This is a genomic window from Pseudomonas sp. ANT_H12B (assembly GCF_008369325.1).
Taxonomy (GTDB): domain Bacteria; phylum Pseudomonadota; class Gammaproteobacteria; order Pseudomonadales; family Pseudomonadaceae; genus Aquipseudomonas.
On record NZ_VOBI01000027.1, the window covers coordinates 34980 to 56870 of the forward strand.

Annotated in this window: 22 protein-coding genes; 14 read left to right on the forward strand and 8 right to left on the reverse strand. The window is 57.6% G+C overall.

From position 1 onward, the window contains the following. Positions 1–4: 4 nt before the first annotated feature. The 3 genes from FQ185_RS27945 to FQ185_RS27955 all read left to right on the forward strand — a co-directional run bounded on the left by FQ185_RS27945 (position 5) and on the right by FQ185_RS27955 (position 3646). A complete protein-coding gene (locus FQ185_RS27945; RefSeq protein ID WP_149420253.1) occupies positions 5–484 on the forward strand; it encodes an Lrp/AsnC family transcriptional regulator in 480 nt (159 codons plus the stop codon). A 292-nt stretch (positions 485–776) separates the two neighbouring features. Next, a complete protein-coding gene (locus FQ185_RS27950; RefSeq protein ID WP_149420254.1) occupies positions 777–2249 on the forward strand; it encodes an NAD-dependent succinate-semialdehyde dehydrogenase in 1473 nt (490 codons plus the stop codon). A gap of 11 nt (positions 2250–2260) precedes the next feature. Next, positions 2261–3646, forward strand: coding sequence for an aspartate aminotransferase family protein (locus FQ185_RS27955; RefSeq protein WP_149420255.1), 1386 nt, complete (start codon positions 2261–2263; stop codon positions 3644–3646). Between the two features lie 217 nt (positions 3647–3863). Here FQ185_RS27955 and FQ185_RS27960 read toward each other — a convergent pair whose 3' ends face one another. Continuing rightward, complete coding sequence (locus tag FQ185_RS27960; protein ID WP_149420256.1) at positions 3864–4298, reverse strand: YhcB family protein; 435 nt, start codon at positions 4296–4298, stop codon at positions 3864–3866. A gap of 144 nt (positions 4299–4442) precedes the next feature. Between FQ185_RS27960 and FQ185_RS27965 the strand changes: the two genes are divergently transcribed. The 3 genes from FQ185_RS27965 (at position 4443) to zapE (ending at position 7638) form a co-directional block, all read left to right on the forward strand. Further along, positions 4443–5072: an alpha/beta hydrolase gene (locus tag FQ185_RS27965; protein WP_149420257.1), complete on the forward strand. Its 630-nt coding sequence runs from the start codon at positions 4443–4445 to the stop codon at positions 5070–5072. 24 nt (positions 5073–5096) lie between these two features. Next, entirely contained in the window at positions 5097–6452 is a 1356-nt protein-coding gene (locus tag FQ185_RS27970) for a tryptophan--tRNA ligase (protein WP_149420258.1), read from the forward strand. Between the two features lie 91 nt (positions 6453–6543). Continuing rightward, the gene (gene zapE, locus FQ185_RS27975; protein WP_149420259.1) at positions 6544–7638 is read left to right on the forward strand and encodes a cell division protein ZapE; all 1095 of its coding nucleotides are present in this window, start codon (positions 6544–6546) and stop codon (positions 7636–7638) included. Positions 7639–7695: 57 nt separating this feature from the next. Here the strand turns inward: zapE and FQ185_RS27980 are convergent, their stop codons facing one another. The 5 genes from FQ185_RS27980 to FQ185_RS28000 all read right to left on the reverse strand — a co-directional run bounded on the left by FQ185_RS27980 (position 7696) and on the right by FQ185_RS28000 (position 14126). Further along, a complete protein-coding gene (locus FQ185_RS27980; RefSeq protein WP_149420260.1) occupies positions 7696–8676 on the reverse strand; it encodes an asparaginase in 981 nt (326 codons plus the stop codon). A gap of 78 nt (positions 8677–8754) precedes the next feature. Beyond that, the gene (locus FQ185_RS27985) at positions 8755–9963 is read right to left on the reverse strand and encodes a hypothetical protein (RefSeq protein ID WP_149420261.1); all 1209 of its coding nucleotides are present in this window, start codon (positions 9961–9963) and stop codon (positions 8755–8757) included. 16 nt (positions 9964–9979) lie between these two features. Continuing rightward, on the reverse strand, positions 9980–10867 hold the full coding sequence (locus tag FQ185_RS27990) for a nitrilase family protein (protein WP_149420262.1): 888 nt from the start codon (positions 10865–10867) through the stop codon (positions 9980–9982). Positions 10868–11066: 199 nt separating this feature from the next. Next, positions 11067–13010: an FAD-dependent oxidoreductase gene (locus FQ185_RS27995; protein WP_149420263.1), complete on the reverse strand. Its 1944-nt coding sequence runs from the start codon at positions 13008–13010 to the stop codon at positions 11067–11069. A 219-nt stretch (positions 13011–13229) separates the two neighbouring features. Next, entirely contained in the window at positions 13230–14126 is an 897-nt protein-coding gene (locus FQ185_RS28000) for a GlxA family transcriptional regulator (protein WP_178113618.1), read from the reverse strand. Between the two features lie 244 nt (positions 14127–14370). On the opposite strand from FQ185_RS28000, the gene FQ185_RS28005 reads away from it, so the two are divergent. Next, a complete protein-coding gene (locus tag FQ185_RS28005) occupies positions 14371–15507 on the forward strand; it encodes an acyl-CoA dehydrogenase family protein (protein WP_149420265.1) in 1137 nt (378 codons plus the stop codon). A gap of 50 nt (positions 15508–15557) precedes the next feature. On the opposite strand, the gene FQ185_RS28010 is transcribed toward FQ185_RS28005, so the two are convergent. Beyond that, positions 15558–16598 (reverse strand): NADP(H)-dependent aldo-keto reductase, encoded by a 1041-nt coding sequence (locus FQ185_RS28010; protein ID WP_149420266.1) that lies wholly within the window; start codon positions 16596–16598, stop codon positions 15558–15560. 245 nt (positions 16599–16843) lie between these two features. Here FQ185_RS28010 and rplM point away from each other — a divergent pair, with 245 nt between their 5' ends. The 7 genes from rplM to FQ185_RS28045 all read left to right on the forward strand — a co-directional run bounded on the left by rplM (position 16844) and on the right by FQ185_RS28045 (position 21730). Next, positions 16844–17272, forward strand: coding sequence for a 50S ribosomal protein L13 (gene rplM, locus FQ185_RS28015; protein WP_046048262.1), 429 nt, complete (start codon positions 16844–16846; stop codon positions 17270–17272). A gap of 14 nt (positions 17273–17286) precedes the next feature. After that, positions 17287–17679, forward strand: a complete 393-nt coding sequence (rpsI, locus tag FQ185_RS28020; protein WP_003216038.1) for a 30S ribosomal protein S9 — start codon at positions 17287–17289, stop codon at positions 17677–17679. A 266-nt stretch (positions 17680–17945) separates the two neighbouring features. Beyond that, positions 17946–18539, forward strand: coding sequence for a ubiquinol-cytochrome c reductase iron-sulfur subunit (petA, locus tag FQ185_RS28025; RefSeq protein ID WP_123494473.1), 594 nt, complete (start codon positions 17946–17948; stop codon positions 18537–18539). Beyond that, positions 18539–19750: a cytochrome bc complex cytochrome b subunit gene (locus tag FQ185_RS28030; protein WP_149420267.1), complete on the forward strand. Its 1212-nt coding sequence runs from the start codon at positions 18539–18541 to the stop codon at positions 19748–19750. Before petA ends, FQ185_RS28030 begins: the two co-directional genes overlap by 1 nt. Continuing rightward, positions 19750–20532 (forward strand): cytochrome c1, encoded by a 783-nt coding sequence (locus FQ185_RS28035; protein WP_149420268.1) that lies wholly within the window; start codon positions 19750–19752, stop codon positions 20530–20532. Before FQ185_RS28030 ends, FQ185_RS28035 begins: the two co-directional genes overlap by 1 nt. A gap of 150 nt (positions 20533–20682) precedes the next feature. Continuing rightward, a complete protein-coding gene (locus FQ185_RS28040; RefSeq protein ID WP_008155978.1) occupies positions 20683–21300 on the forward strand; it encodes a glutathione S-transferase N-terminal domain-containing protein in 618 nt (205 codons plus the stop codon). Between the two features lie 16 nt (positions 21301–21316). Next, positions 21317–21730 (forward strand): ClpXP protease specificity-enhancing factor, encoded by a 414-nt coding sequence (locus FQ185_RS28045; protein WP_149420269.1) that lies wholly within the window; start codon positions 21317–21319, stop codon positions 21728–21730. A gap of 41 nt (positions 21731–21771) precedes the next feature. Here FQ185_RS28045 and FQ185_RS28050 read toward each other — a convergent pair. After that, a partial coding sequence (locus tag FQ185_RS28050) for a transposase (RefSeq protein WP_141228961.1) occupies positions 21772–21891 on the reverse strand: 120 nt, incomplete at its 5' end.

Here is a 21891-nt window from a genome sequence, read left to right on the forward strand (position 1 = left end):
GCCCATGCACAAGCTCGATCGCTATGACCTGAAAATCCTGCGAATCCTCGCCGAAGACGGACGGATCACCAAGTCGAACCTGGCCGAGGCGATCAATCTCTCGGTGACTCCGGCGTGGGAGCGCGTACGCAAACTGGAGGCCCTGGGGTTGATCAAGGGTTACCGGGCGCAGATCGACTGGAACGCGGTGTTCAAAAGTCAGCAGGTGCTGGTGGAAATCACCCTGGCCCGGCACACCGCCCAGGATATGCGGCGTTTCGAGCAGCGCATGAACGAGGCCGCTGAAGTGGCGTTCTGTTACGCCACCGGTGGTGGCGTCGACTACATGGCGATGATTCAGGCACCGGACATCGATCACTACCAGCGGTTTATCGATCAGTTGCTGCTCGATGACCTGGGCATCGAGCGCTACTTCACCTACATCGTGACCAAGACCATCAAGACCGCCGGCGCGTTGCCGGCTGAGCTATCGCAGGAGTCATGAAACATCGCAGATCCAATGTGGGTGCGAGCCTGCTCGCGAAGGCGTCGGCATGGCGCATATTGGTATCGACTGACACTCCGCTTTCGCGAGCAGGCTCGCTCCCACAGTGGTTTCCGTTGGGTTTGAGAGTGGTATTCCCTGGCTGACAATGCAGCAAAACCCTCACCGCAAAAAGCCTCTGTTTACCGCCGTTCAATCAGAAAAAACCACCTGCCACGCCTCGCGAAACGCCAAATCTCTCGCACCGACCAGCCCTAACATGGCTTCACGCACACGGATTGGAGTGAACGCCATGACCTACAAACATCCCCTGCTGTTCAAGGCCCTTTGCTACGTCGATGGCCATTGGGTCCACAGCGACAGCGGCCACAGTGTCGCCGTGCATAACCCGGCCGATCAAAAGTTGATCGGCCATGTGCCGATGCTCGATCAGCCGCAAATCATCGCCGCTGTCGATGCTGCACACCGGGCATTCGCCACGTGGCGCGAACAAAGCCTCGATGCCCGTGGGACGATTCTGCGACGCTGGGCGGCGCTGATGCTCGAACATCAGGAAGACCTGGCGCGCATTCTCAGTCAGGAGCAAGGCAAGCCCTTGGCCGAGTCTCGCGGCGAAATCGCCTACGCCGCGAGTTTCATTCCCTGGTTCGCCGAAGAAGCGCGGCGCCTTTACGGGCAGAACATCCCCAGCCATATCCCTGGCGCGCATCTGGGCACAGTCAAAGAACCGGTCGGCGTCTGTGCGCTGCTGACACCGTGGAATTTCCCTTCGGCAATGATCACCCGCAAAGCCGCTGCAGCACTGGCCGCCGGTTGCACCGTGGTGATCAAACCGGCCCATGAAACGCCGTTTTCGGCATTGGCCCTGGCGCAACTCGCGGAGGAGGCGGGCTTCCCGGCCGGCGTGTTCAACGTGGTGCTGGGCGAACCGCAGATGACCATGCAAACCCTGGTGCAGGACAGTCGCGTGCGTTCGGTGAGTTTCACCGGCTCAACCCGCGTCGGTAAGTTGGTCCTGCAAGCGGCCGCTCAGGATGTGAAGAAAGTCTCGCTGGAACTGGGCGGCAATGCGCCGTTCATTGTCTGCGCCGATGCCGATCTGGAGCTGGCGGTAAAAGTCGCGGTGGAGGCCAAGTTTCAGACGTCCGGCCAGGATTGCTGCGCGGCCAACCGGATCATGGTGCAACGTTCGCTCTACCCGGCGTTCCTCAGCCGTTTTGCCGCTGCGGTGCGTGAACTGCGGGTCGGCCCGGCGCTGGTGGGCGATCAGGAGCAAAGCGTCGACATCGGCCCGCTGATGCATCAGGCCGCATTCGATGTTACGGCCGAGCGCGTCGAAGACGCCTTGCAACGCGGCGCGCAACGCCTGGTGGGTGGCGAGGCCCACGCCCTCGGCGGCTTGTTCTACCAGCCGACGGTGCTGGCCGATGTCACGCCGCAAATGCGCATCTACCGTGAAGAGAATTTCGCGCCAATCGCCGGGGTGATGCCTTTTGACACGATTGAGCAGGCCATCGAAATGGCCAATGACACCGAATACGGTTTGGCCGCCTACATTTGTTCCAACCGTCTGGACCTGATCTACCCTCTGATTCGCCGCCTCGACCACGCCATGGTCGCGGTCAACGGCGTCAAGTTCACCGGCCATCCGATTCCGTTCGGTGGCATGAAGGCCTCTGGCCTGGGCCGCGAAGGCGGGGCCGAGGGCTTCGAAGCCTTTGTCGAAACCAAATATTTTTGCCTGCACCATCAAGGCCAGTTCTAAGGAGACATGCAATGAGCCAAGAACTCGATACGCTGTTCGAACAAGACCGTGCGCACTTCATGCACCCCTCGACCCACGCCCATGACCACGCCAGCGGGGCGCTCAAGGGGCGCATCATCAAAAGCGCGTCGGGCATTCGCATTCGTGACCATGAGGGCCGTGATTTCATCGACGCCTTCGCCGGGCTGTACTGCGTGAACATCGGCTACGGCCGCACCGAAGTCGCCGACGCGATCTACAAGCAGGCCAAGGAACTGGCCTATTACCACACCTACGTCGGCCACTCGACCGAGGCGATCATCGAGCTGTCCAGCCGCATCATGGACTGGGCGCCCGAGGGCATGAAAAAGGTCTATTACGGCCTGTCCGGTTCTGACGCCAACGAAACCCAGGTCAAACTGGTGCGTTACTACAACAACGTGCTGGGCCGCCCGCTGAAGAAGAAAATCATCTCCCGCGACCGTGGTTATCACGGCTCGGGCATCATGACCGGCAGCCTGACGGGCCTGCCGACCTTCCATCAGCATTTCGACCTGCCGGCCGAAGGCGTCAAACACACCGTTTGCCCGCACTGGTACCGCAAGGCACCGGCCGGCATGGATGAAGCCGCGTTCGTGCGCTATTGCGCCGACGAACTGGAAAAAATGATCCTGGCCGAAGGGCCGGACACCGTGGCCGCCTTCATCGGTGAACCGCTGATGGGCACCGGCGGCATCATTGTTCCGCCGGCCGGCTACTGGGCGGCGATTCAAGCGGTGTTGAACAAATACGACGTGTTGCTGATCGCCGATGAAGTGGTCTGCGCCTTCGGTCGTTTGGGTTCGAAGATGGGCAGTCAACGCTATGGCATGCGCCCGGACCTGATCACCACCGCCAAAGGTCTGACCAGCGCCTACGCGCCGTTGTCGGCGGTGATCGTCGGCGAAAAGGTCTGGGACGTGATTGAAAAAGCCTCCGAATCCCAAGGTGCAATGGGCCATGGCTGGACCTACTCGGGGCATCCGATCTGTGCAGCGGCGGCCTTGGCTAACCTCGATATCCTGGAACGGGAAAACCTGACGGCCAACGCCGAGAAGGTCGGCAGCTACCTGAACCGTCGGTTGCGCGAAACCCTGGAAGGCCATCCGTTGGTGGGCGAAGTGCGCGGTGATGGCATGCTTGCCGCCGTCGAGTTCATGGCGGATCGTGAGCAGCGCACGCCGTTCGATGCGGCGTTGAAGGTTGGCCCGAAGGTCTCGGCGGCTTGTCTTGAACGCGGCATGATTGCCCGGGCGATGCCTCATGGCGACATTCTTGGCTTTGCACCGCCGTTGATTTTGACTGAGGAAGAGGCGGATCTGATCGTCGACATCACCAAGAGCGCGGTTGATCAGGTGGCTAGCGAAGTCTTGGGCTGAGAACACTCAGTCTGAGTATTTTGTGTCGCTGGGTCCGGTCTCATCGCGAGCAGGCTCGCTCCCACAGGTGACCGCGTACCGTCTAGCAACTCGGTCTAATGTGGGAGCGAGCCTGCTCGCGATGGGGCCCGAATGGGCGCTAGTGATATTGGGTCAGAAATGAAAAAGCCCCCGGACAATCACGTGTCCGAGGGCTTTTTGTATTGCGCGATCCTGATTACTTCTTCAGGCCGTAATGTTCGTCGAGCATGCCCGGTGCGTTCGGGGCTTTTGGCGCGTAATCGCGAGGCGGCTCCTGATTGCGCGGTGGCGTCAGGCGTTCCCGTGGAGCCTGCGCCGCGTCGGCGTGCAGGGAGGCGAGCAAGCGTTGGCGAGTCTGCTCGTCCAGGGCCAGGCGGTTGGCACCCTCGGCGAGATGATCCTGCACTTCCTGATAGCTCTGAGTCAGTTTCTTGACCAGTGTTGCAGTGCTGTTGAAGTGGGTGACCACCTCGTTCTGATAACTGTCAAAACGTTCCTGAACGTCATCCAGCTGACGTTGCGTGCTGCTCGGCGCAGCATTCGGCACAAGGCGAGCGATCAGGAAACCAATGGCGACACCCACAACCAGGGCAAGAGTCGGCAACAACCAAACTAAGAGCGAGTGTTCCACGAGTCCTTCCTCTATAAACGGCTTTGCTTTACGTTAACGGCTCGAACCTGCGCTGTATACCGCGATTCACTCGCAATAGATTGGCACAGACAATTTGCTAGACGAGTCGACCCGATTCGAGGTCACGGAGTTCCTTCCTTGCTTATGCGCGAAACCCCTGTAGTGATTGATGGCCCGGTCGGCCAACTGGAAGCTCTTTATCTTGATAATGAGCAGCCCCGTGGCCTGGCGCTGATTTGCCACCCGAACCCGGTGCAGGGCGGCACCATGCTCAACAAAGTCGTCTCGACGTTGCAGCGTACTGCTCGCGATGCCGGTTTGATTACTTTGCGGTTCAATTATCGCGGCGTCGGTGCCAGCGAAGGCTCCCACGATATGGGCACCGGCGAAGTCGACGACGCCCAAGCCGTTGCCAAGTGGTTGCGGGCCAAACACCCCGAGTTGCCGCTGACGCTGTTCGGATTCTCCTTCGGCGGTTTTGTTGCAGCAAGTCTCGGCGGACGCCTGGAAGCGAAGGGCGAACAGCTGAAACATTTGTTCATGGTCGCACCCGCTGTCATGCGTCTGGGCGATCAGGATCAACTGCCGCAACAAGGTGAGTTGACTCTGATTCAGCCAGAAACCGACGAAGTCATTGATCCGCAACTCGTTTACGAATGGTCCGACAAGCTCGAACGCCCCCATGAGCTGCTGAAAGTGGCAGAATGCGGACACTTTTTTCATGGCAAGCTGACCGATCTCAAGGATCTGATCCTGCCGCGTCTTTCGAATTGATTGCAGTCTGACAAGCGATTACCCATGACGACTCGTACCCGTATCCTCACCGGCATCACCACCACCGGCACGCCGCACCTGGGCAACTACGCCGGCGCCATCCGCCCCGCGATCCTTGCCAGCCGCGACAGCAATGCCGATTCGTTCTACTTCCTGGCCGACTACCACGCCCTGATCAAATGCGATGACCCGCTGCGCATTCAGCGCTCGCGTCTGGAAATCGCCGCGACCTGGCTGGCCGGTGGCCTGGATGTGGACCGTGTGACCTTCTATCGCCAGTCCGACATCCCGGAAATCCCCGAGCTGACCTGGCTGCTGACGTGCGTCGCGGCCAAGGGCCTGCTCAACCGCGCCCACGCTTACAAGGCCTCGGTGGACAAGAACGTCGAGACTGGCGAAGACCCGGATGCCGGCATCACCATGGGCTTGTACAGCTACCCGGTGCTGATGGCCGCGGACATCCTGATGTTCAACGCGCACAAGGTGCCGGTCGGTCGTGACCAGATCCAGCACGTGGAAATGGCCCGTGACATCGGCCAGCGTTTCAACCACCTGTTCGGTCAGGGCAAAGAATTCTTCACCATGCCCGAAGCGCTGATCGAAGAAAGCGTCGCCACGTTGCCAGGCCTCGACGGTCGCAAGATGTCGAAAAGCTACGACAACACCATTCCGTTGTTCAGCAGCGCCAAGGAAATGAAGGATGCGATTTCGCGGATCGTCACCGACTCCCGCGCGCCGGGCGAGGCGAAAGATCCGGATAACTCGCACCTGTTCACCTTGTTCCAGGCCTTCGCCACCCCGGCGCAGTCCGACGAATTCCGCAGCGAACTGTTGCAGGGCCTGGGTTGGGGCGAGGCGAAAAATCGTCTGTTCCAACTGCTCGACAGCGAGCTGGGCGAGTCCCGCGATCGCTATTACAAGCTGATTGAGCGTCCGGCAGACCTGGAAGACATGCTGCAGCTCGGCGCCAAAAAGGCTCGTTCGGTGGCGACACCATTCCTTCACGAACTGCGTGAAGCGGTTGGCCTGCGTTCTTTCGTCGCTCAGACCCAGGTCGCAACCACCACCAAGAAGAAAGCCGCGAAAGCCGCGCGTTTTGTCAGTTTCCGCGAAGAAGACAGCAGTTTCCGTTTCCGTCTGCTATCGGCCGATGGCGAACAACTGCTGCTGTCGCGCAACTTCGCCGACGGCAAAACCGCAGGGCAAGTGACCAAGCAGTTGCAATCGGGGCAGCCGTTGGATGTGCACAGTGAAGAGCAGAGCTTCAGCGTCTGGCTGGAAGGCGAATGCGTAGCCGACAGCCCGACCTTTGCTGACAACACCGCTCGCGACGTCGCCATCGACGCCCTGCGGATCGCCCTGACCCCCGTTCAGGAATAAATCTGCGGCTCGGTCCGACCAAGGGCCGATTGCCATTCTCACGGGCCGTCGCTACAGTGACGGCCCGTTTTTGTTGCCTTGCTAACGAATTATGACGCCCCTAGAACGATATCAAGCTGATCTGAAACGCCCGGAATTCTTCCATGACGCCGCGCAGGAAACTGCGGTGCGCCATTTGCAACGCCTGTACGACGATCTGATCGCGGCCTCGCACAGCAAACCGGGCCTGCTCGGCAAACTGTTTGGCAAGAAAGACGCGGCACCGGTCAAGGGCCTGTACTTCTGGGGCGGCGTCGGCCGCGGCAAGACCTACCTGGTCGATACCTTCTTCGAAGCGCTGCCGTTCAAGGAAAAGGTCCGCACTCACTTCCACCGCTTCATGAAGCGCGTGCACGAAGAGATGAAGACCCTCAGCGGCGAAAAAAACCCGCTGACCATCATCGCCAAGCGTTTCTCCGACGAAGCCCGGGTGATTTGCTTCGATGAGTTTTTCGTGTCCGACATTACCGACGCGATGATCCTCGGCACGCTGATGGAAGAGCTGTTCAAGAACGGCGTGACCCTGGTCGCGACCTCGAATATCGTGCCGGATGGTTTGTACAAGGACGGCCTGCAACGTGCGCGCTTCCTGCCGGCCATTGCGCTGATCAAGCAGAATACCGAGATCGTCAATGTCGACAGCGGCGTGGATTATCGTCTGCGTCACCTCGAACAAGCGGAGCTGTTCCACTTCCCGCTGGACGAAGCGTCCCACGAAAGCCTGCGCAAGAGCTTCCGTGCCCTGACGCCGGAATGCACGGCAGCCATCGAGAACGATGTGCTGATGATCGAGAACCGCGAAATCCGTGCTTTGCGCACGTGCGATGACGTGGCCTGGTTCGACTTCCGCGAACTGTGCGACGGCCCGCGCAGCCAGAACGACTACATCGAACTGGGCAAGATCTTCCACGCTGTGTTGCTCAGCGGTGTGGAGCAGATGAACGTCACCACCGACGACATTGCGCGACGCTTTATCAACATGGTCGACGAGTTCTACGACCGCAACGTGAAGCTGATCATTTCTGCAGAAGTCGAGCTCAAGGATCTCTACACCGGCGGTCGCCTGAACTTCGAGTTCCAGCGCACCCTGAGTCGGCTCCTGGAAATGCAATCCCACGAATTCCTGTCCCGGGCGCATAAGCCGTAGGACGATTCGGAAAATAAGGAAGGCCTGCATTGCAGGCCTTTTTTGTGCGCTGTTTTGTCAGTTTTGAACGAGAAAGCGCGCCAGTTCATCTTGCCGCTGGCAACCGACGAGCAGCCACAGCAGGATTCGAGCTTTGCGTGGACAAAGAAATCCGGCCATCGATGCGCCTTTACGGATCAGGTCCATCTCGCTGCCGATAAAGCCGTAAGTCGATTGAGCCGTAGAGCCGGAACCTGTCCGTGTGGCGACGATGACAGGGATTTTTCTGGCGATAGTCTCAATCACCTCCGCCCAGCCCGCGCAAACGTGTCCTGCACCGAAACCCGCAATCACCAGCCCGTCGTAACCCAGTTCGAGGATGTTCTCGATTAACAGCGTGTCGGCGCAAAGCGACGCTTCCAGCAACGCAACCTTCTGTGTGGTCAGCTGTGGCACCGGCAGGACTCTGCGCTGGAACGGCTGGCGTAGATACTTGACAGTGTTTTCCATCAGCATGCCGACAGGGCCAACGATAGGGGAGGAGAACGCCTGCAATGCCAAGGAATCGGTTTTTCGGATGGAATTCGCTGAATGAATCTGTCCGTTCATCACTACTTGAACGCCTCGTTGACAGCTATTTTCAGCCATTGCAACACGGCAAGCATCCAACAGATTCGCCGGACCATCGGCCCCTGCCTGGGCTGCCGAACGCATGGCGCCGGTCAGGACCAACGGCTCTTTGTGGTCCCACAAATAGTCGAAAAATGTGGCTGTTTCTTCGAGGGTGTCCGTGCCTTGAGTGATGACCACACCCACCGCACCTTGACTGATTTGCACATGCGCCCAGGAAAGGACACTCAGTAAAAACTCGAAATCCAGTGAGGCACTCGGCAACAGCCCGAGCGTTTCTACGGTGACCCGTGCCAGAGTCGACAACTCAGGAACCGATTCCAGCAAGGTTTCACCGCTGACGGTCGGGATCACCCCTTCACCGGCATTCCTGGCTTGCATGCTCACGGTGCCGCCGAGCGCCGCAATGGCCAGTTTGGGCAGGTCCATGGGATACCTCATTTGTTTGTGATGAGAAGTGGCTGTATCCGCATTTGGGTCCGTGATACAGCCCAAAAGCGATGCACATCAGTTAGCGATCAGCAGTCCGATAAACGGAATGATCAGTAGCGTACTGATGGCCATGGACAGCACATTGCCGATAAAACCATGCATGTCAGGCGGCAAGCGCTTGGCGATCGCGCATGCCAGCGGAGGCGCAATCAAAGCCCCTAGCAACGCGCTCGAGACAATGACCTCCCAGCTACCCCCGTGCGTCAAAACGGCCGCCGGCACGACTGACACCAACGGAACGTAAGTGGGATACCAGCCACGCAACATCCATTGTCGACGCCAGATCACCACTCCCAACGCCGAGGTCAGCGCCTGCGCGGCGAGCAGTTGTGGCAGCAGACCCGTGCCATACACCGGGCTGGTCGGGTTCAAGGAGTAAGCCAGCAAGGCGCCCGCGATCAAACCGAGACTGGCCCATTCATTGCCAAAGAACGGCGCTTCGGAAAAGTCCGCCAACACCCGGCGCAGCGTCCACACGACGCCGTAGTCAGGCGTTTTGGTGACGGTGGGTGAGGGCGCAGGAGCGGAGGGCTCTTGGGTTCGGTCGGACTTCATCAGGCTCGGCAGGCAACGACAGAGCACAAAAGCGCCGACGCTGGCGACCGCCATGCCCGTGACGTTGCCGATCACGGCGGGCAATCCCAAGGGATTGCAGACGTAATTGACGATCAGCAAGCACAGAGGCGTGACGAACACCGCGCCCATGATTGCGCCATTGATCGCAACCTTCCAGCCGCCGCCAAACATCAGCACCATCGCCGCCGGCAACGAAACAAACGCCGCAAACGTCGGTTGCCAACTGGTGGCCGTGACCGTCCAGCCCCACAGCAGGTTGCTCAGCAACAGTCCAAGCAACGAACTGGTCACAAGCCATGGCCATAAACCACTGCCGTAGCAAATGGTAAAGCCTTGCCAGGCTCTACCCGTTCGATTCGCCCAGTAGGCCAGATAGGCGCCTGCCAGCAGCCCGATCGAAGCAAACTCATGTTTGTAGAACGCCACCTCGCTGATGTCTCCCAGGATCCAGCGCAACCAGGCGCTCGGCTCCGGAAGGCTCGATACCATGTGACTGTAGTCTGGCCAATGAGCTGACCAGGATGAGCGGTAAGTAAATGAAAGCCAGATGATCAACAGTGCCGTGCCGAGCATCAGCCAGATGATCGCCGTATCCATCGGCGACCTGGCGGCAAGGCGGTTTTGCGGTTTTTCGTTTGCGGTTTCCATCAGTCATGCCCCCTTATCAGCGCGGCAGACAAGGGTGCTGGGTGTAACCGAGCATTTGATCGTAAAGATCGGCTCGACGGTCGCGATGCAAATCGTTCAAGTTGTTCCAGATAGGTGCGCTGCGCGAGCTGGTCAGGTCGATGTCGGCAAACAGGATTTCCTGCTTGTCCGCTGAAGCCACCTTGCCAATAGGCCAGCCGTTGGTGCCTGCGATCAGCGAGCAACCCAGGTAACGTGCACCTCGCTCTTCGCCTATCCGGCTCGCCGCCGCGATAAAGACATTGTTGACGTGAGCCGCCGTCATCGTCAGGTACGACGCCATGCACTTGCCGGCGTCATCAAACAGAGGCGGCGGGGTCCAGACCCAATTGTTCAGGCTGCAAATGATGTCGGCGCCTTGCTGGCTCAAAATGCGCGGTACTTCCGGGAACCAGATATCCCAGCAGATCAACAAGCCGATGCGACCGATTGGGGTGTCGAAAACCGGGAAGCCCAGATCGCCCGGCGTGAACCACAATTTTTCCAGATTCCATAAATGTGCTTTTCGGTACTTGCCGATGAAGCCGTCAGGTCCGACAAGAACGCCAGTGTTGAACAGCTGCATGCCGTCGCGCTCCGTCAAACCGGCGACCAGATAAACCTTGTGCTGACGGGCAAAGTCCATCCAGCTCTGTACGCTCGCCCCGCTGGGGACGGCCTCCGAATGCTCAAACGCATCCTGCCGGGTTTTGAAGAAGTAACCTGTGCTTGAAAGCTCGGGCAGGACGATGAGATTCGCACCGTCATTTGCCGCCTTCAGCGCTAATTCCAGGCTGTTTCGCAGATTTGCTTCGCGATTTTGCATGCCGACTTGTGGGTCGAATTGCACGACTGCTACACGAACAGGACTTGTTGACTCGCTCATTCCCGATGACCTCTTTTTTATTGTTATTCACGCTGTTTAAGTGCGTGCTTATGAGAGTCGAATGGACGAGAACGCGTAAGTCAGCTACTTCCGTTTAGGGTGTAGTCCATGTCCCAAGATGACTGCACGAGGCGCTTGGCAGGAGGTCGCCAAAGTAGAGCCAATACACGTCGTGCATGGCTCCAGGCAAGGAAGGTGATCAGGTTCTGACGTTATAGTGCGGATAGTCACTCAAGGAAAAACCGCCATGGAAAGCAGCGCCAGTTTTGTTGCAGATATGAATGACCGCATCGATGGCGCCGCGAAAGCACGGTTCGGTCCAGCCGGCATCAACCGAAAATGACTCGCCGGAAAAATACAGGCCTGAAACATGCCCGAAATCCCGGTTGTACTTCATCAGGCTGACGGCGTTGTAGTAGGTGCCGGCCCGGTATAACTTTGCACAACCCAACGCATTTTTATCGGTCATCCAGCGATGAACCACTGCTTGATCAAGACCAATGTAGGGCGAGATTTTTTCCTGGATATTGGCGGAGTTCATGAGGATGCGGTCCAGTTCTTTGGCGCATTTGTCCACCAGTTCCTTGTCGCTGAATGAGGCCAGTTTGGTGGCGTCATCTTCCCATGTGTAACTCAGGAGAATGCAGTCGTAGCTGTAGTTGGCGTTGTAGCGATAGGTGTAGACGTCATGGATAAAGCTGTCGGTGACGATGGCTTGCGGGATGTTGGTGTTTTTTGAAAGAAAAGATTTCTTTAGCGGGGCGAATACTTTGCAACTGGTTTCCCAGTGCGCAGTTTTGTAGGCATTGATCGTCTCCAAAGGCAGCATCTCCCGTGTGAAGTTTTCAAGCAGGATTCGAGTTTCGATCAGCCAGGAAGGTAGGGTCATGATGACCGAGTCGAAGTCATCGAAATGTTCCTGGGTGTGCTCGGGTTGGCTGTGTTTCCAGTTGTAGTAGACGCGGGTTTTCCGATTAGCCAGTTTTTGCAATTTTGTAACGGATGAGTCAGTGAGTAAGCCGTTGTTTCTTTCCCCGCAGTGTTCGTAGAAGGACTTTCCGGTTTCGGCGGTTTTCATGAACAGCAGGCATTCGTCCAGCGCTGCGAGCCCGATGTAACGGGGGCGGTCGAAACTCAGACCCTTCGAGTCAAAAACAGCCTCGTCGTGCAGATAAGGGGAATCCAGCGGATCGCCCATTGAGTCCACCCGGCCCAGGATCAATTGCAGTTGGCTGCTGAATCCAAAAATGGCAGTACGCAGGGGATACAGAGAGCAGACATCGTAAAAGGCTCCCCAGCTACCATCGCCGATGCCGATGGCGTAGAAAATCGCAGATTCCTCTGCGGACATGCCCATTCCGCCGAAGTCGCCCGGCAAGCGTTCGTCCCAGGCTTGCAGGGCAGGCATGCTGACCAAATCGCGGAACGAAACGCCCTGGTATTTTTCCACGATAGCGGCCCACATGGCTTCCCATGCCTGACTGGCAAACACCTCAGCGACGTGACGGGTCATGTGATCGGCGAAGGCTTTCCACTTTGCATAAACCCTTTGTAGGTCTGCGCCGGGCGGTGGGGTCTGGCCATCAGCGTTTTTCCAGATCAGCATCTGCGGAGTTGATCCGCCGCCCATGCTGCCTTCTCGCAGATAAATCCCCGTCGAGGTGACCCATTGGCTTCCGGGATTGGCGAAATCCGAACACTCCAGGTCGAAGGCATTGGCGTAATAAGCCATCAGCGAGCGACCTTCTTTCGGTGGCTCGCCGGCTCGGTTGAAAAAGGGCATTCGCATGGCGCCCATTTCAAAAGGTGTATGGCTCGTCGTCGAATTCGCGCTCCCGGCAACAGTCAGGTGCCTGCCGCCGATCCGTCTGGATTGTTCGATCAGGGTAATGTCGGTAAACCCGCAGCGATACAGTTCTCTGGCGGCCGTCAGCCCGGTGACACCGGCGCCGATGATGCTGATTTTATGGTGTGGGTCAGCTGCCTTGGCGATACCGTTTTCCTGTTCCACCAGTGCACGATAGTCGAAGCACAAGTCGGGCGGATTAGGGAAACGGGCCGCCCATTTGCCATTGGTCGAACGTTGGGTTCGAGTGGTATTGATGATGGATGATGGGTGGTTGTAGCTTGATCCAATGGTCACTGTTGATCTTCCCTGATGATGTTTGCAGGGAAGATGTTGAGGTACGGAGCAATCGGGGCGGTATCAGCACATTGGGGCGCTGGGCTGCTCTAGTTTCCGTTTGTTGCGTGGGAAAAAGGCCTTGGTGACAGGCCCTTTTGCGCGTGCCGAAGAATCCCTGCGGGAGCGACGAATCGTCGCACCGTCGCTCCCACATTGGATTTGTGGTGAGGCTGAATATCAAGCCGCCTGCTGAAACTGCTGACGATACTGGTTCGGCGACAATTCGGTGTGTTGGCGGAACAACCGCGCAAAGAAACTCGCATCGTCGTAGCCGACCTCATAACTGATGGTCTTGATGCTCTTGCGGCTGCCGGACAGCAAGCCTTTGGCCGTCTCTATACGCAGGCGTTGCAGATAGTGCAGCGGCTTGTCGCCGGTGGCGGTCTGGAAGCGGCGCATGAAATTGCGGATGCTCATGCCGTGCTCGCGAGCGACGTCTTCGAAGCGGAATTTGTCGGCGAAGTGTTCTTCGAGCCAGTGCTGGATCTGCAGGATGATCACGTCCTGATGCAGCTTCTGACCACCGAAACCGATTCTTCCTGGCGAGTAGCTGCGCTGCACTTCATAGAGAATGTCCCGCGCTACAGCCTGGGACACATTAGCGCCGCAGAACCGTTCGATCAGGTAGATATAAAGATCGCAGGCCGACGTGGTGCCGCCAGCGCAATAGAGGTTATCGGCATCGGTCAGGTGCTTGTCCTGATTGAGCTGAACCTTCGGGAAACGTTCGGCAAACGCGTTGAAGAAGCGCCAGTAGGTGGTGGCCTCCTTGCCATCGAGCAGGCCGGCTTCGGCGAGCCAGAACACGCCTGTAGCCTCGCCGCAAAGTACCGCGCCGCGCGCATGTTGCTGGCGCAGCCACGGCAGGACCTGTGGATAACGTTGGCAAAGGGTTTCGAAATCGTCCCAGAACGCCGGGAGGATGATGACGTCAGCGTTTTCCAGGCCGCCGTCCACCGGCATGATCACGTCGCTGAAGCTGTTCACCGGTTTGCCGTCGGGGCTGACCAGCCGGGTTTCGAATGCCGGTGTCAGGCCTTGGCCCAGTTGTTTGCCGTAACGCAGGCTGGCCAGGTGGAAGAAATCCTTGGCTTGCATGAGGGTGGAAGCGAAAACCCGGTCGATAGCCAGGATGCTGACGCGCCGCAAGGGCGTGGAGGCTTGGTTAGACATAATTCAACTTTATTCTTATAGGGGAAAGTGGTCACCAGACGGCTGGATCGTCTTATTTTTTGTCTGATGTGTCCAGTGTCCTGTATCGGATGTGAGGCTTAGTCTCTGAAGGTCAATCCTTTCTAACAATAACCACAGGTGCCGCATGATCCCCAGAACCTTGTTCAGTTCCGAGCACGAACTTTTCCGCGACAGCGTGCGAACGTTTCTCGAAAAAGAAGCCGTGCCGTTTCACGGACAATGGGAAAAGCAGGGCCATATCGACCGCAAACTCTGGAACAAGGCGGGAGAGGCGGGGATGCTCTGTTCGCACCTGCCGGAAGAGTACGGCGGGTTGGCAGCGGACTTTCTCTACAGCGCCGTCGTGATCGAAGAGGTCGGTCGTCTCGGCCTGACTGGTATCGGTTTCTCCCTGCATTCGGACATTGTCGCGCCGTACATCCTGCATTACGGCAGTGAGGCGCTGAAACACAAATACCTGCCGAAACTGGTGTCCGGGGAGATGGTCACTGCCATTGCGATGACCGAACCGGGCGCCGGCTCCGACCTGCAAGGGGTGAAAACCACCGCAGTGCTCGATGGCGATGAATATGTGATCAACGGTTCGAAAACTTTCATCACCAACGGCTTTCTCGCAGACCTGGTGATTGTCGTGGCCAAGACAGATCCGAAGGCTGGCGCGAAAGGCACCAGCCTGTTTCTGGTGGAAGCCAACACCCCAGGCTTCGCCAAGGGCAAGCGTCTGGAAAAAGTCGGCATGAAGGCTCAGGACACTTCGGAGTTGTTCTTTCAGGACGTGCGGGTGCCCAAGGAAAACCTGCTGGGACAGGCCGGGATGGGGTTCGCTTACCTGATGCAGGAATTGCCGCAAGAGCGGCTTACCGTTGCCATTGGCGGACTGGCTTCGGCTGAAGCTGCGCTGCAATGGACGCTCGACTACACCCGTGAACGCAAGGCGTTCGGCAAGGCGATCGCCGACTTCCAGAACACCCGCTTCAAACTGGCGGAAATGGCTACCGAGATTCAGATTGGCCGGGTCTTTGTCGATAAGTGTCTGGAGCTGCACCTGCAAGGCAAGCTCGACGTGCCGACGGCGGCGATGGCGAAATACTGGGGCACCGACCTGCAATGCAAGGTGCTCGACGAGTGCGTGCAGTTGCATGGTGGGTACGGGTTCATGTGGGAATACCCGGTGGCCCGGGCGTGGGCGGATGCGCGGGTGCAGCGGATCTATGCCGGGACCAATGAAATCATGAAGGAGATTATTGCGCGGTCGCTTTGACGTCGCGAGATCATTCCCACGCAGAGCGTGGGAATGATCGCCGTCGTAAGTTACGGCGCCGGATTCGGGTGATCCTTGTGAATCGCCTCAATCCCTTCCAGCACTTCATCGGAAAGTTTCAGCTCGAAGCTGGCGATGTTGCTCTCCAGCTGCTCCATGGTGGTAGCGCCGATGATGTTGCTGGTCACAAACGGCTGCTGCGTAACAAAAGCCAACGCCATTTGCGCCGGGTCCAGGCCGTGTTCGCGCGCCAGCGCTACATAACGGCTGCAGGCTGCTTCCGACTGCGGATTGAAATAGCGGCTGAAGCGGCTGTAGAGGCTCAGGCGACCTTTGGGCGGGCGGGCGCCACCTTCGTACTTGCCCGACAGGAAACCGAATGCCAACGGCGAATAGGCGAGCAGGCCGCACTGTTCGCGGATGGCAACTTCCGCCAGGCCGACTTCGAAGCTGCGGTTGAGCAGGTTGTAGGGGTTCTGGATCGACACCGCGCGCGGCCAGCCACGGGCTTCGGCCAAAGCGAGGAAACGCATGGCGCCCCACGGCGTTTCATTGGACAGGCCGATATGGCGGATCTTGCCGGCCTTGACCTGTTCGTCCAGCGCTTCGAGGGTGTCCTCCAGCGGCGTCAGATTGGCTTCGCTCTTGTGCTTGTAGCCCAACTGGCCGAAGAAATTGGTGCTGCGTTCCGGCCAGTGCAGCTGATAGAGGTCGATGTAGTCGGTTTGCAGGCGCTTGAGGCTGGCGTCCACGGCCTCAACGATATGCTGGCGGTTGTGCCGCAGATTTTTGTCGCGGATGTAATCGATGGTGTTGCCGGGGCCGGCGATCTTGCTGGCCAGGATCCAGTCGGCTCGATCGCCGCGACTTTTGAAGTAATTGCCGATGTAGCGTTCGGTGGTAGCGTAGGTTTCGGCCTTCGGCGGCACCGGGTACATCTCGGCAGTATCGATGAAATTGATCCCGGCGCTTTTGGCCCGTTCAATCTGGACGAAGGCTTCAGCCTCGCTGTTCTGCTCGCCCCAAGTCATGGTGCCGAGGCAGATTGCACTCACATTCAGATCGGTTCGGCCTAGCTGGCGATAGTCCATCGGGTGCTCCTTTGGCAAAACAATCATAAAAGCAGGTTGAATTATTTTTCGCAATCTGCATAATTGCGCACCTCTTTCTGCAGTGGAAGTGATGCGCCGCCGCCGAAGAATCTTGCCGTTGAACGGACGCGCCGACCCGAGCCCCCGAAAGCGTCTGTATCCGGCTGCCTTTGACTTGTCAAAGTACGCACTATTCAGTAAGATCCGCCGTCTAATTTACAGGGCGGCCCCTGAGGCTATAAAGAATGAAAACTTTTACTGCTAAACCGGAAACAGTACAGCACGACTGGTTTGTCGTCGACGCTGCGGGTCAGACCCTGGGTCGTCTGGCCACCGAAATCGCGAGCCGTCTGCGTGGCAAGCATAAAGCTGAGTACACTCCTCACGTTGACACCGGCGATTACATCGTCGTTATCAATGCCGAGCAGATTCGTGTAACCGGTGCTAAAACCACCGACAAAATCTACTACTCCCACTCCGGTTTCCCGGGCGGCATCAAGTCGATCAACTTCGAAAAGCTGATTGCTAAAGCCCCTGAGCGCGTGATCGAGACCGCGGTCAAAGGCATGCTGCCTAAGAACCCGCTGGGTCGCGACATGTATCGTAAGCTGAAAGTCTATGCGGGCGCTGTACACCCTCATACTGCTCAGCAGCCCCAAGAACTGAAGTTTTAACGGAATAGTTCATTATGTCGGCGACTCAAAATTACGGCACTGGCCGTCGCAAGACCGCAACCGCACGCGTTTTCCTGCGTCCGGGTACTGGTAACATCTCCATCAACAACCGCACCCTGGAAAATTTCTTCGGTCGCGAAACTGCCCGCATGGTAGTTCGTCAGCCGCTGGAACTGACTGAGACTGTCGAGAAATTCGACATCTACGTCACCGTGATCGGTGGTGGTGTAAGTGGTCAAGCTGGCGCAATCCGCCACGGTATCACTCGCGCACTGATGCAGTACGACGAAACCCTGCGTGGCGCTCTGCGCAAGGCTGGCTTCGTTACTCGCGATGCTCGTGAAGTTGAACGTAAGAAAGTTGGTCTGCGTAAAGCGCGTAAGCGTCCGCAGTACTCGAAGCGTTAATTCGCTTTCACGTTCAAAAAGAACGCCCCGTTTCTTCGGAAGCTGGGCGTTTTTTTATGGGCGCGATTTGTTGAGAAATTGTTCTGTGACAACTTGCCACATCCGCAGAAGCCCTATACTGCAAGGCTTGGCAGTGGAGCCCCTTGGTAATTACCTTGTCAGAATTGGGGCTTTTCATTACCATTCGGCAAAATTTTTATAAGTTCAGATTTTTACTTAGTAGATGCCTGATTTAACAGGCCACAAAGCTGATGGGAGAGGACTGAATGAGCAATGACGGCGTGAATGCAGGCCGGCGTCGCTTCTTGGTAGCAGCCACATCCGTGGTGGGTGCTGCAGGAGCGGTGGGGGCTGCGGTCCCGTTCGTGGGGTCATGGTTTCCCAGTGCCAAGGCGAAAGCCGCAGGTGCACCGGTGAAGGTGAATGTCAGCAAAATCGAGCCAGGTCAGCAGATGATTGCTGAATGGCGCGGTCAGCCGGTGTTCATTGTCCGCCGAACCGAGGAAATCCTGGGGAATCTTAAGAAGATCGAGGGCCAGCTCGCTGACCCGACCTCCAAGAACTCGACACAACCGACTTATGTCGACCCGGAAACACGTTCGATCAAGCCAGAGGTTCTGCTGCTGATCGGTATCTGCACACACCTGGGTTGCTCGCCGACCTTCCGTCCAGAAGTGGCACCTGCGGATCTGGGCAAGGACTGGGTAGGTGGTTATTTCTGCCCTTGCCACGGTTCCCACTACGATCTGGCTGGTCGCGTCTACAAGTCGCAACCTGCGCCTTTGAACCTGCCAGTTCCCCCGCATTCCTATGAGACCGATGACATCATTGTCATTGGCGTCGATACGGAGAAAGCGTGATGAGCAAGTTCATGGATTGGGTTGATGCGCGCTTTCCCGCGACCAAAATGTGGGAAGACCATCTCAGCAAGTACTACGCCCCGAAGAACTTCAACTTCTTCTATTTCTTTGGCTCCCTTGCACTGCTCGTTCTGGTCAACCAGATCGTTACCGGTGTCTGGCTGACCATGAGCTACACCCCGTCGGCGGAAGAAGCGTTCGCTTCCGTCGAATACATCATGCGCGACGTCGAGTACGGCTCGATCCTGCGTATGTTGCACGCGGTCGGCGCTTCGATGTTCTTCATCGTGGTTTATCTGCACATGTTCCGTGGCTTGCTCTACGGTTCGTACCAGAAGCCGCGCGAGCTGGTGTGGGTCTTCGGCATGCTGATCTATCTGGCGCTGATGGCTGAAGCCTTCATGGGTTACCTGCTGCCGTGGGGCCAGATGTCCTACTGGGGTGCCCAGGTGATCATCTCGCTGTTTGGGGCAATCCCGCTCATCGGCGACGACCTGACTCAGTGGATTCGTGGTGACTACCTGATTTCGGGTATTACCCTGAACCGCTTCTTCGCCCTGCACGTAGTCGCCTTGCCGATCGTGATTCTCGGTCTGGTGGTGCTGCACGTCCTGGCGCTGCACGAAGTCGGTTCGAACAACCCGGACGGCGTGGACATCAAGAAACACAAAGACGAAAACGGCGTACCGCTGGACGGCATTGCCTTCCATCCGTACTACACCGTGAAAGATATCGTCGGCGTGGTGGTGTTCCTGTTCATCTTCTGCTCGATCGTGTTCTTCTTCCCGGAAATGGGCGGCTACTTCCTCGAGAAGCCGAACTTTGAAGTGGCGAACGCCTTCAAGACGCCAGAGCACATCGCTCCGGTCTGGTACTTCACGCCGTTCTACGCGATTTTGCGGGCGGTTCCGGACAAGCTCCTGGGCGTTATCGCCATGGGGGCGGCCATCGCGGTACTGTTCGTCCTGCCATGGCTGGACCGCAGCCCGGTCAAGTCGATGCGCTACAAAGGCTGGCTGAGCAAGATCTGGCTCTGGGTGTTCTGCATCTCGTTCGTGATCCTGGGCGTGTTGGGTGTTCTGGCTCCAACGCCAGGTCGTACGTTGCTGTCGCAGGTATGTACCTTCCTGTACTTCGCCTACTTCATTCTGATGCCGTTCTACACCAGGCTCGAGAAGACCAAACCGGTTCCGGAAAGGGTGACTGGCTGATGAAAAAGCTATTTGCTGTACTGATTCTTGCTGCTATGCCTGTGTTCTCGTTCGCGTCGACAGCGGGTGCTCCTGAGCTGGAAAAGGTCGACATCGACGTTTCCGACAAGGCTGCCATGCAAGATGGCGCGCGTACGTTCGCCAACTACTGCATGGGCTGCCACAGCGCCAAGTTCCAGCGTTACGAACGTGTCGCCGATGATCTGGGCATTCCGCACGACCTGATGCTCTCGAAGCTGGTGTTCACCGGCGCCAAGATCGGCGATCACATGAGCATCGGCATGCAGCCGGCTGACGCCAAGACCTGGTTCGGTGCGGCACCGCCCGACCTGACCCTGGTCGCCCGCGTTCGTGGCACTGACTGGCTCTACGGTTACCTGAAGTCTTTCTACGAAGACCCGTCGCGCCCTTGGGGTGTGAACAACAAGGTGTTCCCAAACGTGGGTATGCCTAACGTTCTGGTTGGTCTTCAAGGTCGTCAGGTAGTCGGTTGCAAACAGGTTCAGGTCGTCGAAGACGGCAAGAAGCAATATGACCCGCTGACCGGTACTGCGCTGACTCATGAAGCGTGCGATCAGCTGACCATCGTGCCGAAGAGCGGTGCCCTGACCGAAGAGCAGTTCGATGAGAAGGTCAAGAATCTGGTAACCTTCCTCGCTTACTCGGCTAACCCGGTTAAGCTGCAACATCAGCGCATCGGTACTTACGTATTGCTGTACCTGGCGTTCTTCTTCGTATTCGCCTACCTGCTCAAGCGCGAATACTGGAAAGATGTGCACTGATAGAGCTTCAAGCAATTGCTGTTAATCGCGCGCGCCCAAGGGCGTCTCTGAAGGTGTAACGAGCCTGTTAATCCAGGCGTTACGGGAGGCGCTCTCTGGGCGCGCGCGTTTTTCCGCTTCCGATAATTTCAACAAGCGAGGAGGACCGCCATGGGCGTGACCAATCGGTTGGCCTGTTACTCCGACCCCGCCGACCACTATTCCCACCGAGTGCGTATCGTACTTGCAGAGAAGGGTGTCAGCGCCGAGATCATTTACGTGGAAGCTGGTCGCCAGCCGCCTAAACTGATTGAAGTGAACCCTTACGGAAGCCTGCCCACCCTGGTCGATCGTGACTTGGCGCTGTGGGAGTCGACCGTGGTGATGGAATATCTGGATGAGCGTTACCCGCACCCGCCTTTACTGCCGGTTTATCCCGTGGCGCGTGCCAACAGTCGTCTGCTGATTCATCGTATTCAGCGTGACTGGTGTGGTCTGGTGGATCTGATTCTGGATTCCCGGTCCAAGGAAGCAGCCCGTGTCGTGGCTCGTAAAGAGCTGCGCGAAAGCCTGACTGGCGTGTCGCCGTTGTTCGCCGACAAGCCGTTTTTCCTCAGCGAGGAACAAAGTCTGGTGGACTGCTGCCTATTACCAATACTCTGGCGTTTGCCGATTCTGGGTATAGAACTGCCGCGGCCTGCCAAGCCGTTGCTTGATTACATGGAGCGCTCGTTTGCGCGTGAGGCTTTCCAGGCGAGTCTGTCTGGTGTCGAACGCGATATGCGCTAAGGCTTAAGGAGCCGCTATGAACTCCAGTCGACCTTATCTGGTCCGCGCGCTCTACGAGTGGATTGTGGACAACGATTGCACCCCGCACATGCTGGTCAATTCCGAGTATCCGTCGGTGCAGGTGCCGCAGGGTTTTGCCAGTGACGGACAGATTGTCCTGAACGTATCGCCGGCAGCCGTGCGTCATCTGCACATGGACAACGAAGCGGTCAGCTTCGAGGGGCGCTTCGGTGGCGTGCCGCACACCCTGTACGTGCCTATCGCATCGATCCTGGGTATTTACGCTCGGGAGAACGGTCAGGGCATGGTGTTCGATCTGGAATCGCCTGTGGAAGACGAGGAAGGGATCGAGCCGGATGACGATATTCCGCCACCCGACAGTGAGCCACCGCGTCCCAGCGGTCGACCCAGTTTGAAAGTGGTGAAGTAATAAAAAAGGCGATCCGGATGGATCGCCTTTTTTTTGGTTCATCACGGATTACCGGGAAAGACGCTCTTGATCTTCATGAAAAAGAATTCGCTATCCCGGTAACCGTACGCCATCCGCTTGATGACCTTTATTCGATTGTTTATTCCTTCCAACTGACCAGT

Bases quoted from the DNA above. Each gene is read 5' to 3' on its own strand.
- FQ185_RS27945 (WP_149420253.1), top strand. From the start codon at position 5: ATGCACAAGCTCGATCGCTATGACCTGAAAATCCTGCGAATCCTCGCC.
- FQ185_RS27950 (WP_149420254.1), top strand. From the start codon at position 777: ATGACCTACAAACATCCCCTGCTGTTCAAGGCCCTTTGCTACGTCGAT.
- FQ185_RS27955 (WP_149420255.1), top strand. From the start codon at position 2,261: ATGAGCCAAGAACTCGATACGCTGTTCGAACAAGACCGTGCGCACTTC.
- FQ185_RS27965 (WP_149420257.1), top strand. From the start codon at position 4,443: ATGCGCGAAACCCCTGTAGTGATTGATGGCCCGGTCGGCCAACTGGAA.
- FQ185_RS27970 (WP_149420258.1), top strand. From the start codon at position 5,097: ATGACGACTCGTACCCGTATCCTCACCGGCATCACCACCACCGGCACG.
- zapE (WP_149420259.1), top strand. From the start codon at position 6,544: ATGACGCCCCTAGAACGATATCAAGCTGATCTGAAACGCCCGGAATTC.
- FQ185_RS27980 (WP_149420260.1), bottom strand. From the start codon at position 8,676: ATGGACCTGCCCAAACTGGCCATTGCGGCGCTCGGCGGCACCGTGAGC.
- FQ185_RS27985 (WP_149420261.1), bottom strand. From the start codon at position 9,963: ATGGAAACCGCAAACGAAAAACCGCAAAACCGCCTTGCCGCCAGGTCG.
- FQ185_RS27990 (WP_149420262.1), bottom strand. From the start codon at position 10,867: ATGAGCGAGTCAACAAGTCCTGTTCGTGTAGCAGTCGTGCAATTCGAC.
- FQ185_RS28005 (WP_149420265.1), top strand. From the start codon at position 14,371: ATGATCCCCAGAACCTTGTTCAGTTCCGAGCACGAACTTTTCCGCGAC.
- FQ185_RS28010 (WP_149420266.1), bottom strand. From the start codon at position 16,598: ATGGACTATCGCCAGCTAGGCCGAACCGATCTGAATGTGAGTGCAATC.
- rplM (WP_046048262.1), top strand. From the start codon at position 16,844: ATGAAAACTTTTACTGCTAAACCGGAAACAGTACAGCACGACTGGTTT.
- rpsI (WP_003216038.1), top strand. From the start codon at position 17,287: ATGTCGGCGACTCAAAATTACGGCACTGGCCGTCGCAAGACCGCAACC.
- petA (WP_123494473.1), top strand. From the start codon at position 17,946: ATGAGCAATGACGGCGTGAATGCAGGCCGGCGTCGCTTCTTGGTAGCA.
- FQ185_RS28030 (WP_149420267.1), top strand. From the start codon at position 18,539: ATGAGCAAGTTCATGGATTGGGTTGATGCGCGCTTTCCCGCGACCAAA.
- FQ185_RS28035 (WP_149420268.1), top strand. From the start codon at position 19,750: ATGAAAAAGCTATTTGCTGTACTGATTCTTGCTGCTATGCCTGTGTTC.
- FQ185_RS28040 (WP_008155978.1), top strand. From the start codon at position 20,683: ATGGGCGTGACCAATCGGTTGGCCTGTTACTCCGACCCCGCCGACCAC.
- FQ185_RS28045 (WP_149420269.1), top strand. From the start codon at position 21,317: ATGAACTCCAGTCGACCTTATCTGGTCCGCGCGCTCTACGAGTGGATT.